This is a genomic window from Jannaschia formosa (genome assembly GCF_003340555.1).
Taxonomy (GTDB): domain Bacteria; phylum Pseudomonadota; class Alphaproteobacteria; order Rhodobacterales; family Rhodobacteraceae; genus Jannaschia; species Jannaschia formosa.
Genome location: NZ_QPLJ01000028.1, coordinates 1 through 14,901, shown reverse-complemented (window position 1 = coordinate 14,901; position 14,901 = coordinate 1). Strand labels below are relative to the sequence as shown.

The following is a 14,901-nucleotide window of genomic DNA, read 5'->3' as shown; positions in this document are numbered from 1 at the left end:
CGGGGGCGCCACCCGCCGATCCGCTTCCGATCCCGGTGGACGGGCTCGTGCGGCAAATGCTCGATCCGGGCGACGTCCGAGCGTGCCGGATCGATGAGCACGGTCCACTCCTTCCATGCCACGACGGAGGCGGCGAACAAGAGGCTGAACGCTGCTCCCGCAGCCAGGCCGCGCCGAACGCCATGCTCGGCCCCGGCGGCATCGCGCCGGAGCGGACGTCCTCCCTCGGCCCTCCCGTCCAGGCCCCCGCCGATGCGGGACGACGCAGCGACCCTTCCGCCGCGGTGCTTCTTGCGCTTTCCGGGCATTCCCCGGACACCGCAAAGGGTGCGGACGGAGGACCACCATGACGGCGACCAACGAGGACAGCCCCCGCGGCCTGGCGCTGGCCGTTGCGGCCTACGTCATGTGGGGCTTCCTGCCGCTCTACATGAAGGCTCTGGCCCATGTGCCGCCGACCGAGGTGATCGCCCACCGGGTGATCTGGTCGGTCCCCATCGCGGCGGCGATCCTACTCGCGATGCGGCGCACGGCCGACATCCGCGCTGCGCTACGCAGCCCGCGGACGCTGGGTATGGCGGCGGTGACGGCGGCGCTGATCTCGGTCAACTGGGGGATCTACGTCTGGGCGATCGGCTCGGGCCACGCGCTCGACGCGGCGCTCGGCTACTACATCAACCCGCTCTTCAGCGTCGGCCTCGGCGCCCTGCTGCTCGGCGAGCGGCCGCGCGGCGCGCAGCTCCTTGCTATCGCGCTGGCGGCGGTGGCGGTCGTGGTGCTGACGGTCGCGGCGGGGCAGGTGCCCGTCGCGGCGCTCGGGCTGACCTTCAGCTGGGGCTTCTACGCCTACTTCAAGAAGAGCCTCCCTGTAGGCCCGGCGCAGGGCTTCTTCCTGGAGGTGATGCTGCTGACCCCGCCCGCATTGGCGCTCATCGTGTGGACGGGCATGACCGGCGAAGGCCACTTTGCTACAGGAACGCCGCAGGATACCTGGCTGCTGCTGGGGGCGGGGGTGGTGACGGCGGTGCCACTGATCGTCTACGCCACGGGGGCGAAGCTGCTCCGGCTCTCGACCATCGGCATCCTGCAATACATCGCGCCGACGATGATCTTCCTGACTGCCGTTTTCGTCTTCGGCGAGCCGTTCGGGACGGCACGGATGATCGCCTTCCCGATGATCTGGACCGCGCTGGTGATCTACACCGTCTCGCTGATCCGCCAGTCGCGGCGCAAGCGCCCGACCGAGGTCGTGGCGGCCGATCCGGTCTGACGGCGCGGGCGGTCCGACGGCGGCTTCGGCCCGCACCGCCGATGTTCGGAATTGGCGGCATCATGCAGTTTCTCCGAGGCCGGTCTTCGACCCAAAGTCGTACGGGGGAGGGAGTCGCTTCGACGCTGAACCGCGAAACGCGGAGGGCTCGTCTCTCTCGCGGCCTTCTTTCCGCGCCCCGCTGGAACGACAGGCTCAGTGCGTTGTTGCACGAAGCCGCTCCTGGGAGTTACATCGGGAGTCCAGGGACATAGCTGGGCGGGATGTCCAAGCCTGCGCCCACCCGCTACCGCACCCTGAACTGGTCCAGCTACAATGCCGCATTGCGTAGGCGTGGGTCGCTGACGGTCTGGTTTGACCCGTCGACGGCATGGCATGCGGCGCCCTCGGGCAAGCGCGGCGCGCAGCCGGTCTATAGCGACGCTGCGATCCAGGCCTGCCTGACGGTGAAGGTGCTTTTCGGCCTGCCGCTCCGTCAGACGACGGGTTTCGTCGCAAGCCTGCTGAAGCTGGCTGGGCTGGACTGGCCGGTGCCTGACTACGCGACGCTGTGCCGCCGCCAGAGGACGCTGGCGGTGCAACTGCCCTACCAGGGCTCGGGCGGCCCGGGAATGCGGGAGAGTGCAGCCGCAGACGCCATTTCGAAATTCCTCTGATGAGGTTTCTAAAGGTTCGTTCCGGTAGAATGCTGGCCTTGCTGAGGTTGAGGGTATCTTCTTGATCCCCTTCGATCAAGCGTGACCGGCCAAGGACACTCCATCCAGGGTCCCGCCCTGATCATGTACAGAGACCCCTCTCTCTGCCCGCATCCGGGCCCGGGCCACTTCCTGCGCCAGCACCTCTGCCTGCTGCACGACCTTCCAGATCGCGTCGGACAGAAGATCCGGGGGAAAGCCGTTGTCCCTCAGGATCCGGCGGATGGTCACGGGGTCGACGCGTCCTCCGAACCGGAGGTCTTCATCTCCGGCCAGCGCCGCGGCATGACCCGAGCCCTCAAGCGCGCCCTGCGACGCCGCAGCGCGATCGAGCCCGCTATCGGTCACATGAAGACCGAGAACGGCGGTGAGAAAGTCGGCCACGGTAGCGGCGGGATGACGATCTGCTCTTCGGTGAACTTCGATCTCTTCATGGTCCGGTCCTGTCATTGGGCCGGACTCCAGTATCAGATGGAGGAGCTATCGGGAGTCAGAGCAATGACGTTCAAGGTGATGGAAGCATGCCGGGTGCTCGACATTGTCGTCCACGACCGTCTCATCATCGGTCGTAGCGGGGTGACGTCCTTCCGGTCCGAGGGGCAAATGGAAGGGCTCGACGTAGCGATGGGCGGTCTCGACGCCTGAGGGCGCGGCATCTTCCCCCGAAGTCGGAAGGCAGCTGAACGAGCGGCGCCGAGCATGACCTTGAACCGCTTTGCTATCCGAGCCGAAGCGGCTACTAGCTCACCGCGCCAACCTGCACCGCCCTCATGCCTTTACGGCGCGGTCCATCGACATCGTCCGCCCGAGTATCCCCGACGAAAAGGATCTGCGGACCTGGCACTCCGAGCCCGTCGGCGACCATCCCATAAATGGCTGGTTCTGGCTTTACCAAGCCGACTTCGTAAGAGAAGCACTCGAAGTCGGGCCGTATGGTCAAGGCGCGGCGTAGCGGCGGCCCATAGGGCGAGGCAAGGGTCGAGCAGATCCCGATTGGCATGCCGATAGTCCTGAGATGGGTCAGCGTGGCCTTCACGCCCGCCCGGAGGCAGATCGATGCGGCCTCTGCGCGGATCGCATCGATCACCTCGTCCATGACCTCGGAGGGGACGTCGGCGTCGAGGGCCTTCGGCCACTCCGGCGTCGGACGATCTTCCCGCATCGCGCGCCGCCGGAACTCGCGCCGGGCTTCAGGCGGCAAGGTCTTGAGCAGCAGCCGGTATGGATGACGCCGCGCGGTTATCTCGACGAGGGTCCCGAAGGCGTCGAAGCAGATGGCCCGGATCCCGTCGAGATGCCGCAACAGGCGGTGAACCTTCACCGCTCATCTCGCTGCGGATACAGCATCCGCGCCAGCCGCGCGTGATCCGTCTTGCGTAGCGCGATCATCTCTGGCGACAGCACCAAGAGCCAGCCCGGCCCGGAGATCTCCCCCGGCCGCCCGGTCGCTGCGCATCTGTCGAGCGAGCAGAGTTCGGCCCAGTGGGCGATCTGAGCGATATCGTCCCGAAGCGCCGCTTCCCTCGTTCGAACGTAGAACCGTAGCGTCCCTAGCTTCTCCTTGATCTGCTGGATTCCGACGGTCGCTGGACCCTCGTGCAGCGCGATCCTTCGAACGATGCCGTCGACCGCCATCTCCATTGGAGTCGCCCACCCAGCCATCGTGGACACCACCTCGGACGCGCCAGCAACACCGGCTTGCTCAAGCTTCTCTTGCATGGCGTCGACACGCGCCCAATGCCGATCGGGATAGTACTCGTATGGCTCTGGCGGTGGGCGGTTCACGACGCCGACGACCATATCGTTGATCGACCAGTCCGGCGGCAGGTTCGCGGTCAGCCAGGTCTTCAGCTCGACGAGGTGAGGGAGCGCGTCGTAGCTCGCCGGATCGGTCCCATGATCGATGGTGTGATAGAGGAACAGCTGCTTATGGTAGAGTTGGAGGCATCTGTTCATCGCGAACGGCTTCATGAGCCTCTCGATCCTGGTCATGATGACCTCCTATGCGGCTGCGGGAGCACGATGACGTCCTGGCGGCTGGGCAGTCGGCCGCGGGAGTCCTCGTAGGGGTAGCCCACGCTGCAACAACGCAGATCCGTCACACCGACGGTCGTCCGATGAGGGATGTGCGTATGGCCATAAAGCCATCGGGCGGGGCGGTACTGCTCGATCATCTTCGACAGATCCGACGCGTAGGCCGGTCCGTTCGCAACCGCGGGTGGCACGCAGCTGCGGTGCGGCGCATGGTGCGTCACGACCGTGGTCTCGCCGTCGAAGTCTTCGGTGAGCTTGGCTTCGAGCCAGGCGCGGTGCCGCACGTGAATGCGCGCGGTGTGCTCCGGTCGAAGCCGTGAATGGTCGTCCGTGGCGGCCCGGATCATCGTGTAGTCGTTCATGAGACGCTCGGCTGCGACCATGGCGCCGCGCGGATCGCCATGGAGCTCGAAGTTCGTCCATAACGTCGTGCACAGGAAGCGATGGTCCCCGCGGACGATCTCGCCCATTTGCGCGTAGCCCACGCCATGCGCGGCAGCGATCTCGGCGTGACGGCCGCGGTCGTCGATCGAGGCGAAGTAGTAGTCGTGGTTGCCCTCGAAGGCGAAGGTCTTCGACGGCTCGACCCGTTCGGCCAGCCAGCCGAAGACGCGAGGCCAGCGGTTGATGGCTTCGTTCGTCAGATCGCCACCCAGGATGCACAGATCGACGCCGGCGAAGTCGTCCGGCGTCAGGTGATCGAGCGGATCACGTCCGGCCGCAATCCAGCGGTCGAGATGGAGATCCGGGAGAACGAGGAGGCGAAGGTCAGCCGTGTCCGTCGCCTCCGCCTTCCGAGGGCGGCACGTCGAATTCCAGCGATCCCGCGTCAACAGCCTCGAAGGGGACGCGCTCGGATCGCGGACCTTCCCGACGGTAGAGGACGGACCAGTCAGCACCGTAGGTCGGGCAGATCTCCACGGCCTCGGGTAGACCATGCTCGTCCTGCTCGCCGCCCTCCCCGCAGATGAAGAACAGCCCCGACCGTTCAGGGAGGAGATGCCGGAGGATGCGGATGAGCTGGTCGCATCGCGCCTGAAGCTCCACGGTCCGGGCGATCAGCTCGTCGCGCGTGAGATCGTTCGGGTCAGCCATGGCAGTCGTCCTCCGTGTCGTGTCGTCCGGTCGTCGGCAGATCGATGATGGCCGGCCGCGCCGGTCCGTCGGGATCGTCGCGATCCTGAGGCCGCCCCACGCTCGCGCAGACGATCTCCGTGTCGCCGACGGTGATGCGATGCGCCCGATGGGTGTGCCCGTAGATCCAGCACGCCGGTCGGTGCTCTTCGATGAGATGCGTCAGGTCCGAGGCGTAGGCAGGTCCCAGGGGATCACCGGGCGAGACACAGCTTGGATGCGGCGCATGGTGCGTGACCACGGTCGTCTCCCCGCCGAACGGGTCCGCTAGCCGCTGCGCGAGCCAAGCGCGATGCTCGGAATGCAGGCGGGCGGTGTACTCGGGATAGAGCTTCCGGTAGCCCTCCGCGCCGACCCGAACGCGCCGGTAATCGTTCATCACCCGGCCGGCGTCGTACATCGCCCCGAACCGCTCGCCGTTGAGGGCGAAGTCGCTCCAGAGCGTGCAGCACAGGAAGCGGTGACCGTCCCGGACGATCTCGGATCTCTGGACGTAGCCGACGCCATGCGCGGCCGCGATCGCAGCATGTCGCTCGCCGTCGTCGATCCGGCCGGCGTAGTAGTCGTGATTGCCCTCGAAGACGTGCACACGGCCGAGGTCGAGGCGCCGGCAGAGCCAGTCGAAGGCGCCGGGCCAACGGATCGTCGCCTTGTCCGTCAGGTCTCCGGCGAGGATGCAGATATCGACCTGCGCAAGGTCTTCGTTCGAGAGGTGGTCGAGCGGGTCCAGACCATGGGGGAGCCAACGGTCGAGATGCAGATCCGCGAGCACGAGAAGGCGCAGGGTCGGCGAGGTGCTCATTGGTCCCGCCCCTCGAGACGGTCCAGCCGCGCCAGGATGTCCGGCTCCCGTTCCAGGTGCCGCCACTCGAACGCCTGCCCGCCGTACCACGCCGGGCCGCGCAGGAGCGGGTCGGGGTCGTCCGGCCATGTGAACTTGGTTGGCTTCGGTGCCTCGTTTGGGAGCATCGCTCGATTGCGCTCCGGAACGTAGACATGGCCTTCGGGAACGCCCGGCCGCGGGTCCCCGGACGGCAGCACCGCATCGATGCATTCCTGGCAGACCGGGCCGACGTCCAGCCGCCTGATCCAGGCCTGATCGTCGACGGTCGTGATGAGCTCGTCCGTACCCGCCCGCACGAACGCCGACCCATTCCAACGGCCATGACCGAACGCGAAGCGCGTATCGGTCCGGGCGTGGCACACGCCGCAGAACGCCCTCGTCCGGTCCTCCGGCAGCTCGGGCAAACGAATGGGCAGATGCGGCAGAAGCCGCGCGCGTGTGACCACCGCGGCGAGTGGCGCGGGACGGCCGTTCCAGAACTGGGGATTGACGTTGGCGCTGCCGTAGCAACCAGGCCAGTCATCATGGTGGAAGAGCTGGATCGCGCCCTGCGTCGCCCCCGGCCAGCTCAGTCGAGGGCGAAGGCCGACCTCGAAAGTTCTCCCACCAAGAACTACGGAAACCTCCGGTTGCGCGAACGTCAGCGCAAGCGGGATCGACACGCCCGGCAGCGTGGGCATGCCGACGAAGTAGGTTCGCGCCAGCCTCGGGATGCCGGCCCGTCGATCCTGCTCGGTGAGCGCAGCCCAATCGTGCACGATCACGATCAGCGCGTTCATGTCCTGGGCGCCCGAGAAGTCGGGGACGGCGTCGTGCGAGACGGAGGTGGCGTAGGCGTCCATCACGATGTCCCGGCGTCGTCCGGCCGCAGGACGCAGCGGGGGCAATCGGGCCAGCAGGCGACAAGGGTCCGAAGTCGGTCCGCTACCGAAGCCTCGATCTCGGCTCCAAACCTCAGCAGCAACCGCCTTGGACTGGTCTTGATCGCAGCGGCGACCGACTGGTTTGTCCTGTCGATGTCTTCCTCATGCTCGCGCAGCAACGCGATGAAGGCGGCCTCGAACTCCGACGTCGCGTCAGCGGGCTTCTTTGTGACCGCGATGCGGCCGGACGATCCGAGTACGTACCAGCGGGACAGGCATCGCGCGACGCCTCGGTCGATATCGATGTACAGGAGCGGCGAGGTATGCATCCGGCGAGTCAACCGGGGATGCCCGGTAGGGATGCCATACAGAACGGGCCAGACCGTGCCCATTCTGGCAATCCAATCGTCGAGGCGTGGCGCGGCCCGGCGTTCGTCGTCGCTCGGCCCCCCTGCCAGGACGGTGTCGTACGCGTCGAGAAGGGTCGAGAGCCCCTCCGGTAGGGTCAGACTAGTTGTCGGCATCTCCCAGGTTCCCTTGCGCGGGCGGACATTGCGCCGCGCCCGATGATGCCGGCGGGCCGACATCTGGTTCATCATGGGAGGTTCCGGACCCTCGCGACCGGGCTGGCCCGGGCGAGGGCGCCCTGTCAACGCCGGTAGCGGAGCGCGTACGGGGGAAAAGCACCGCGCGGCGAGGCGAACCAACCGGCAAGCATTTGTGGAGCAACGAAGAAATTGGCGGCGGTCTGCTCGGACAGTCGGCTGAAGAAAAATCTCGGCCTCAAGCCGCCCAAAATACTGATTATACGCGTTACTTTCTTTCTCGCACGGCCCCTCGATGATCCTCTTGCCAACCCTGCAAGGGCCATGCCCCGCTCGGAGACGAGTTTTCCGCAACCTGCGTTTCTGGCGTGAGACGAAGCCTGCCAAATGGCAGTTTGGCGGGAGGAAGCACGCTGATTCGCGACCGCCTTGACGTGGGACTAGGCCGTTCTGAAGGGATCTAGCATTCCCCACCTGACACAAGGTTCCCAAGCTGCCTCTCGACCGCGGTTTGCTCGGACGCAGGTGCAAGGGCGGCTATGCGGACCTTCCTGCCGTTCGCCGCAATGGCCGGTTTGCTGGCTTCGCAAGCGCAGCATTCGGCAAGGAGAGCGGAAAGCGGTCGTTCGCCGCAGGTGCGGCATCTCCATAAGCGTGGAGTGAAAAACCGGTCCGGTCAGATCCCGAAGAGCATGATCGCCACGGGCACGGGCGACACGGCGAGCGTGACCGTGAGCAGGGTCGTCACAGGCGCGAAGAGGCCGCTCAGGCCGGCCATCATCATGATCCCGCCGCCGCCGCCGATCAGCCCGTTCCCCGGGACGTTGATCGCCAGGCCGAGCGCGACGTAGCGGCGGCGCAGAAGTAGCGCGGCGATGCCAGGCGGCGCGCCGTCGAGCAGCAGGGCGAGCCGCTCCTCGCGCGGAAGGGACGCGGCGCGCATGGCCAGATCGCTCGCGAGGCGCAGGCGCAGCAGCGCGAGCAGTCGGGCCAGCGCCGCGGGCGGCAGCGCGCAGCCGAGGCCATAGGACAGCATCATCGCCAGGACCGTCGCCCCGTAGACCAGAGGCGCGATCGCGGCGCCAAAGGCCGCCAGCATGGCTAGCCCGATCTCCGCGCCGGGCACGAAGGGCATCGCCAGCAGCCCGACATAGGCGAGCGCGCCAAGCATGATGGCGCGGTGCACGCTCTGCTCGTTGCCGGGCATGATCCGCAGGTCGAGCGCGTCGCGCACCAGATGCGCGCCCCAGGTTGCCGCCAGTACCAGCGCCACCAGCGCCACGAGCCGCAGCGCGACGCGGAGCGACGGCAGGCGGGCCGGAGAGACGGTCATGTGTCGGCGCCGGCTTCCGGCGCGGGCGTGGTCGAGCCCGAGCCCGTCACCTCGATCTGATAGGTCCAGTACCAGCGCCGGGTCGTCCAGGTTGCTTCGAAGCGGATGTCGTCACCCGTGACCGTGCCATACCAGACCACGGTATGGGGGGCGTCGGGGCAGCGGGTGGTCGCGGTGACGTGCAGTGTGCCGTCGACCTCCTTGATGCTGTATTCGGACCAGCCGAAATCGCAGTATTCCTGGCACATCAACGACTGGAAGCGCCCGCCCACGAAATGCAGCTCGTCGCGCAGGATCTCGTCGCTGCCGGTGATGCGGTCGATCGTGTGGAAGATCTTACCGTCCAGCGCCGCGCTCGCCTCCCAAGGCCCGTCGGGGACGGCGAGGTCGGGGATGTCGCGGCTCATGACGCTGACGGCGCCGCCCGCCGTGCCGAGGGCGAGCACACCGACGGCCAGGGCCTGTGCGATGGGTGTCATATCCGTCTCCTCCTACTGGTGTTGCGCGAGAGCATGGTGGCGGCCTTCGCCGCTTGTTGAGGGGCCTTCGCGCCGCAGCCTCGAACCCGGGCCCGATCAGACCGTGGCGACCGGATATCGGGCGGAGGCGCCGAAAGAGATGCCTCGGTCCCGCTTCAGATAGGGCGTCAGGAAGGCTGTCATCGCGTCGGTCCGCGCGGCCAGTCCCGGGCGCGCGCGCCCCGGAGGCGGCCATCGATAGTCGGAGTTTCTTTCTTCATCGTCGTCGTGATGGTGATGCTCCGGTCTCGATCTTGATCCTCGTGCCCGCACCGAGGCCCTCCCCCGCGGTGGGCCCCGGTGCGGGCGTCAGCCTTCCTTCAGCCCGGACAGCGCCAAGCTGCTGCGGCGGCGATCGGGGGACAGGGCGAGCGTGGCCTCATAGGCCTCGCGGGCTTCGGCCTCGCGGCCCAGTTCGGTCAGCATGTCGCCCAGCAACTCGCGGGCGGGCACGACGTGGCCGGGGGTGACGGCGGACTTTCCGATCCGATCCTCGATCTCTGCGGCCGCCTGCATCTGCGCCACCGCCGCCTCGGCGTCGCCTTCCGCGAAGGCGGCCCAGGCCGCGACGCTTCCGCGCTGCGCATCCGCGAGCTCGGCCCAGTAGCCGCCGCCGCGCTCCACGAGGTCGTCGTGCAGCGCCGCTAGGGCGGCTTCCGCCTCGCGCGCGGCGACCGCGTCTCCGGTCCGGGCGGCGCCGATGCCGCGGGCCAGCAAGATGTTGGCGCGGGTCTGCGGAAAGAGCGTCCAGTCGATGCTGTCATGCGGCGTCTCGGACAGCGCCGCTGCGGCCGCCCAGTCGCCCTGCTCCATCGCGACGCGGGCGGGCGCGGCCGACAGCGCGTAGGCGGCACCGAAATGCTGTTGGTGGCGCTCCAGCCCCAGCATTTCGGCGACTAGCGCCGCGGCGCCGTCCATGTCGCCCCGCTGCAACAGGGCGTAGACGGCGTAGTCCACGGCATGGGCGTAGTGGGCCGACGTCGCGTCGTCCGAATCCCCGATCAGGGCCGCCCTGGCGGAGCGAATGTTGAATTCCGCGGACTCGTCCCAGAAGCCGAGGCGCGTGAAGATGTGCGACTGCATGTGCAGGGCATGGGGCACCTCGGGCGCCATCGCGCTGTAGCCGCGCGCGAAGGGCAGTCCCTTCTCGGCCAGCGGCCCGTGGTCGTAGGCGTGGATCGCGTAATGGAAGACGCCAGGATGCTCTGGCGCGCGTTCGTTAAGGTCCTCCAGCATGGCGCCGACCTCCCGTTGCAGGACGAAATCCGGATCGCGCGGCGCCGTGGCCAGTCGGGCGAGGGCGGTGAAGGCGCCGGCGTCGACATCGTTCGGGAATTGCTCCAACACCTTTTCCTGCGCCTCGGCCCAGGCCACGAGCTGCGCGCCATAGCCGTCATCCGCGGCGCCGTAGAACGCCTGCACCGCATCGAGCCAGGCGGCCTCGCGGTCGGAGCCAGGCGCGAGCGCAACGGCCCGCTCCATCGCCGCCCGCCCGCGCGCGGCGCCCTCCGCCGAGGGTTGCCCGGCCCAGAGCGGGTGGAAGTTCGCCATGCCGATCCCCCACTGCGCCATTGCGCAACCGGAGTCCGCGGCGGCCGCGCGGCCGAACGCTGCCTCTGCCTGGACGTACATCATGTGGTGCAAGAGGGTGATGGCCTCGTCGAACGCCGCCTGCGCCTCGGAGGTGCAGGAGGTTTCGAACGCGACGACACCCATGTCGGACATCTGGGCCGCAACAGGCGGCACGCCCAGTGAGGCGGCGGCGAACAGGCCGACAGCGAGCGGGCGGACGGAGACGGAGTTGGTCATGGATAACCTCTTGATAGGCGCGGGATCGGCGCAAGCTGCTTGACTGTTTCAGGTTGGTCGGACGGCGCGTAAATTCGTCGGATTGGCCTTCAGGCGACTTCGGGCTCGCCGCCGAAGAGCGCCCAGAACTCGTCGCGGGCGTTGCTGCGCGGGAAGGGACCGGCCGGGACGGAGACGCCGAGAAACCCGCAGAGCGGCCCCCACCCATCCGAGGGCGTGAAGACGAGCAACTTGTCTGCCGGCACCGTCTCCCGGACCATCTCGTTGTTGCGTCGGTATGCCGCGATGCAGGTCTCGCGATCGCCTCCCGCGAACACGCCGTGGGCGAGCAATTCGTCCATCGTCCCAAAAAGGTCGATCATGTCCGGCGGGAGCGGAAGCGTGTCGTAATGCTGCCAGAACTTGCCGATGGTCTTGGAGTAGCTGGCCCACCACTCCTCTTCCGGCCGCTCGGTATGGACCACCTTTGCGTCCGGAAAGGTGGCGACCAGTTGCGGCCAGACCGCCGCTCCGGGGAAGTCGACCTGCGCGTCGAACTTCGCGAAGGCGGCGTGCCAGTCGACGGGATCGCCCGCGACATGCGCCTTCCAGAATGGAAGCTGTTCGGGGTCGCCCATCACCTCGACCATGTGATGGCAGGGGCCGAACCCTAGCTGCTCCAGCGCCATCTTCGTCGACATCGTTCCTGTTCGGCCGAAGCCGGAGCCTATGATCTTCAGCGCCATCGCGGCAGCCCCTTCCGATTTGAGGTTGGCGGACCCGAGGACGCGCCACGAGCCCAGGCTCCGGCGAATGGATGCCAGTCGGCAGAGCAAAGATTTCGCCCGTTCGGTCCGCGGCCCGCGCAGTCACGGCGCGTCGTTCCACGTGCCAATCACGATGCGCCACACGCCGTCCTCTTCCTTCCGATGGTGGACGACAGAGGTGCCGGTTCCGGTCATCATCTCGCCCTCGACGGGAAACTCGACACTCTGATCGCCGACCGCCCGACCAAGATTGCCGTCATGGCCGATCTCGGTGGCCTCCAGTTGCAGGTTCTCGAGCCCCGCGGCGAACTCCTCCTCGAACACCGCCTCGATCGCTTCGGGGCCGACGGTGCGGGAGCCATGCGGCGGCAGGCGCATGGCATCCGTCGCATAGAGCGCCGCGAGCGCTTCCGCGTCCTTGGCCTGCCAGAGCGCCTCCCACCGATCTTCCGCGGGGCGCGGGTCGTCAGCGAAAGTTTGCGCCGATGCTGCGGGAACGCCGAGCGCGAGCATGGAGGCCAAGGCGAGCGTCCCGCCTTTCGGTTTCATCGTCTTCCTCCCAACAGGTTTGCATCCGTCTTCCCAGTTGCGGCAGGGACGGCCCAGGACTATCCGGGCCGACATGGTGCCCGTCCGGCTCAGCCCGGTTTCGATGACCTTCAAGGACATCCGTGGTGTTCCAATCACTCGTTTCGACAAACGGGAGCGTAGGAGGCCGTCGGCCCGTGGGACTACCAGACGAGATAAAAAGTTCTAAACGATCGTCGCTTCGTCACCGCAGAGGCTCGGCGGCCTCCGGCGGTAGCAGACCGGCGGCGACGCGGAAGAACGTGTGCGCGCGGGTCCGATAGTCCGGATTCGCGCTGAGCCAGCGGCCGGCGAGCCGCGCCTCCACCAGCTTGGGCGCCATCGCCTGCACCTTCGCGAAGGTCGCGGCCGCCGCGCCGAGCCGCCCCTCCCCGACCTGGCCGATGGTCCCCAGGATCAGCGGCGTGGCGCCCTGCGCCGCCTCCGACAGCGCCCGCGCCGCCGCCTCGGAGGTCGCCGCGTAGTCGCGCGCCGCGAACTGTGAGAAGCCAAGGGCGCAGAGCATCGAGCCCCGCGCTGGGTCGCGCGGGCTGCGCCTCAGCCCGGCCTGGACGCGCGGCACGCCGAGACCCGGATCGCCCTCGATGGCCTCGTAGAAGCCCAGCCAGCACAGGGTCACGGCGCAGTTCGGGTTCATCTCGTGCGCCTGCCGCATCTCGGGCAGTCCGGCCGCGACGTCCTGGTTCATGAAGTGAAGTTGCGCGCGCAGCCGCCGGGCCGAGTGGTCGGTCCTGTCCAGTTCGATCGCGCGCGTCGCGGCCTCGATGCCCGCGGCGAGCGTGTCTGGAATGCTCGGGGCCGTCGCGTGGTAGACGTTCCACCAGGCGACCCAGGCGAGTACGCGCCAGGCCAGGGCGGAGCCAGGGTCGCGCAAAAGCGCCTCCCGCGCGAGGGCCTCGGCATGGTCGCGCGGGCCGGGGTCGTAGGCCATTTCGCCTGAGGAGATCACCTCCCAGCCGCGCTGTGCGAGCCCGTGCGCGTTCAGGTCATTAGGGGCAAGCACTCGGATGCGCTCCGCCTCGGCCCGGCCGATCTGCGGCGAGAGGCTTGTGACGATGGCCCGCGCCACGCGCGCCTGCGTTTCGAAATGGTCGGCGAGGTCGTGGTCGAAGCTCTCGGCCCAGACATGCACGCCCTGCGTAGCGTCGATCAGCTGCGCCGTGACGCGCACGCGGTCCGGCCGCGCCCGGACGCTTCCCTCGACAACGTAGCGCACGCCCAGCTCCCGCGCGACCGCGCGAAGGTCGCGCGGCATCTGCCGGTAGACGAAGGCCGAGTTGCGCGCGACGACGAACAGGTCGCGAAAGCGCGACAGCTCGGTGGTGATGTCCTCGACGAAGCCATCGGCCAGCCAGTCGAGATCGGAGGGGCCCACGAACGTCTCGAAGGGCAGCACCACGACCGATGGCCGGTCGGGCAGCGCGAGCTCCGGGTCCTCCGGCAGGACGTCGAGCGCGAAAGCCAGCCCACGGCCCGGCACGGTGACGATCGCATCCGCCCCGAGCAGGCGGCGCAGGTTCGCCACCTGCACGTTGAGATTGTTGTCACCGACCACCGTGTCGGGCCAGACGGTCTCCATGATCTCGTCGCGGCCGACGACGCGGTCGCGGTGGACGGCCAACACCTCCAGCACGTCCAGGGCCCGCGCTCCGATCCGGACGACCTCGAAGCCCCGTAGCAGCCGCCGCTTGCGGCGGTCGAGAACGAAGCTTCCGAAGCGGATGTCCTCCATGGCGCCTTGGACCTCTCGTTGCGCTCACCAGATTGTCCCGAACAGAACGAGGGTCCTTTTCGCGCCTTCGTCAAAGGGCTGGGCATCGGGAACTGCGCGATCCTGCGGAACGGCCACGCATTAACCGACAGGGTCGCCCTTACGTCAACCCGGTGATCCGCCCTTACGGTGCCCCTTCCATTTCCGTGCACGACGCATGTCCTATCGTCCGGGTCGCGGTCGAGGATCGAAGCGGGGCCACGAGCAGGACGTTTCTTCCGCTCCGGACCCATCGGAAGACCTGTTGAAAGGAGCCGAGATTCGATCGGCTTACGCCGCATCGCAGAGACAACGAAACGGACGATGTCCGCTTTGGGCCGGTTGCGTGGAAGACATCGACGTGCAGATTCGGCGGACTCCGGCCATTCGCCGGGAACGCGGGCGAAACATCGAGCGAAGGTCCGAACCGAAAGTGAGGCGACGCCGTAGTGGCGCGTGGCCGTGCACGGCCACGAGACCGCTCCAAGACCAAACTGACGCTGTCGATCAGGGTGGCTCTCGCAGTCGCATCACGTGCTCCCACGCCGTGAAAGCCAAGTTTATTTGCTGGCTACTGCTTGAGCGAGATTCCGAAAAGAATTGCTCAAGTTCGTCTCCGGAACGCGCCCATTCCGCTGCGTGAGACAAATTCGATCACTGGGTGGCCACGATGCTGACAGTCCACGAGGCAACGTCCCTCAGGCAGGCGGTCCGCCCCGCCCCCTGTCCTCGACCAGCGGCAACAGGATCACGATCTGTGTCCCCTCGTCCA

General features: G+C 67.5%; 15 protein-coding genes and 1 pseudogene. 3 read left to right on the top strand and 13 right to left on the bottom strand.

All coding sequences use genetic code 11. The annotated features are described in order from the left end of the window. Nucleotides 1-346 precede the first annotated feature (346 nt). The 3 genes and pseudogenes from rarD (at nucleotide 347) to DR046_RS25060 (ending at nucleotide 2,610) form a co-directional block, all read left to right on the top strand. The gene (rarD, locus tag DR046_RS19325) at nucleotides 347-1,270 is read left to right on the top strand and encodes an EamA family transporter RarD (RefSeq protein WP_115384015.1); all 924 of its coding nucleotides are present in this window, start codon (nucleotides 347-349) and stop codon (nucleotides 1,268-1,270) included. Between the two features lie 263 nt (nucleotides 1,271-1,533). Further along, nucleotides 1,534-1,878: pseudogene (locus DR046_RS19320) on the top strand (transposase); the annotation flags it as partial. Between the two features lie 435 nt (nucleotides 1,879-2,313). After that, nucleotides 2,314-2,610, top strand: coding sequence for a JAB domain-containing protein (locus DR046_RS25060; protein ID WP_503100235.1), 297 nt, complete (start codon nucleotides 2,314-2,316; stop codon nucleotides 2,608-2,610). 94 nt (nucleotides 2,611-2,704) lie between these two features. Here the strand turns inward: DR046_RS25060 and DR046_RS19310 are convergent, their stop codons facing one another. From DR046_RS19310 to DR046_RS19260, 13 genes are all read right to left on the bottom strand, one after another. Continuing rightward, entirely contained in the window at nucleotides 2,705-3,286 is a 582-nt protein-coding gene (locus tag DR046_RS19310; RefSeq protein WP_115384013.1) for an HAD family hydrolase, read from the bottom strand. Then, complete coding sequence (locus DR046_RS19305; RefSeq protein WP_115384012.1) at nucleotides 3,283-3,957, bottom strand: hypothetical protein; 675 nt, start codon at nucleotides 3,955-3,957, stop codon at nucleotides 3,283-3,285. Before DR046_RS19305 ends, DR046_RS19310 begins: the two co-directional genes overlap by 4 nt. After that, entirely contained in the window at nucleotides 3,954-4,832 is an 879-nt protein-coding gene (locus tag DR046_RS19300; protein WP_167767194.1) for a metallophosphoesterase, read from the bottom strand. Before DR046_RS19300 ends, DR046_RS19305 begins: the two co-directional genes overlap by 4 nt. Then, a complete protein-coding gene (locus DR046_RS23800; protein ID WP_167767193.1) occupies nucleotides 4,768-5,094 on the bottom strand; it encodes a hypothetical protein in 327 nt (108 codons plus the stop codon). Before DR046_RS23800 ends, DR046_RS19300 begins: the two co-directional genes overlap by 65 nt. Further along, entirely contained in the window at nucleotides 5,087-5,905 is an 819-nt protein-coding gene (locus tag DR046_RS19295) for a metallophosphoesterase (protein WP_167767192.1), read from the bottom strand. Before DR046_RS19295 ends, DR046_RS23800 begins: the two co-directional genes overlap by 8 nt. 26 nt (nucleotides 5,906-5,931) lie before the next feature. Beyond that, complete coding sequence (locus tag DR046_RS23795; protein ID WP_167767191.1) at nucleotides 5,932-6,819, bottom strand: hypothetical protein; 888 nt, start codon at nucleotides 6,817-6,819, stop codon at nucleotides 5,932-5,934. Further along, nucleotides 6,819-7,439, bottom strand: a complete 621-nt coding sequence (locus DR046_RS19290) for a DUF6634 family protein (RefSeq protein WP_115384009.1) — start codon at nucleotides 7,437-7,439, stop codon at nucleotides 6,819-6,821. Before DR046_RS19290 ends, DR046_RS23795 begins: the two co-directional genes overlap by 1 nt. Before the next feature lie 622 nt (nucleotides 7,440-8,061). Beyond that, complete coding sequence (locus DR046_RS19285; RefSeq protein WP_115384008.1) at nucleotides 8,062-8,718, bottom strand: hypothetical protein; 657 nt, start codon at nucleotides 8,716-8,718, stop codon at nucleotides 8,062-8,064. Further along, a complete protein-coding gene (locus tag DR046_RS19280; RefSeq protein ID WP_115384007.1) occupies nucleotides 8,715-9,197 on the bottom strand; it encodes a hypothetical protein in 483 nt (160 codons plus the stop codon). The genes DR046_RS19285 and DR046_RS19280 overlap by 4 nt, the downstream gene beginning before the upstream one ends. 348 nt (nucleotides 9,198-9,545) lie before the next feature. Continuing rightward, entirely contained in the window at nucleotides 9,546-11,045 is a 1,500-nt protein-coding gene (locus DR046_RS19275; protein ID WP_115384006.1) for a hypothetical protein, read from the bottom strand. A gap of 89 nt (nucleotides 11,046-11,134) precedes the next feature. Continuing rightward, complete coding sequence (locus tag DR046_RS19270) at nucleotides 11,135-11,770, bottom strand: sulfotransferase family protein (protein ID WP_115384005.1); 636 nt, start codon at nucleotides 11,768-11,770, stop codon at nucleotides 11,135-11,137. A 123-nt stretch (nucleotides 11,771-11,893) separates the two neighbouring features. After that, the gene (locus DR046_RS19265) at nucleotides 11,894-12,454 is read right to left on the bottom strand and encodes a YybH family protein (protein ID WP_167767190.1); all 561 of its coding nucleotides are present in this window, start codon (nucleotides 12,452-12,454) and stop codon (nucleotides 11,894-11,896) included. A 109-nt stretch (nucleotides 12,455-12,563) separates the two neighbouring features. Next, nucleotides 12,564-14,111, bottom strand: coding sequence for a winged helix-turn-helix domain-containing protein (locus DR046_RS19260; protein WP_115384003.1), 1,548 nt, complete (start codon nucleotides 14,109-14,111; stop codon nucleotides 12,564-12,566). Nucleotides 14,112-14,901: the final 790 nt, after the last annotated feature.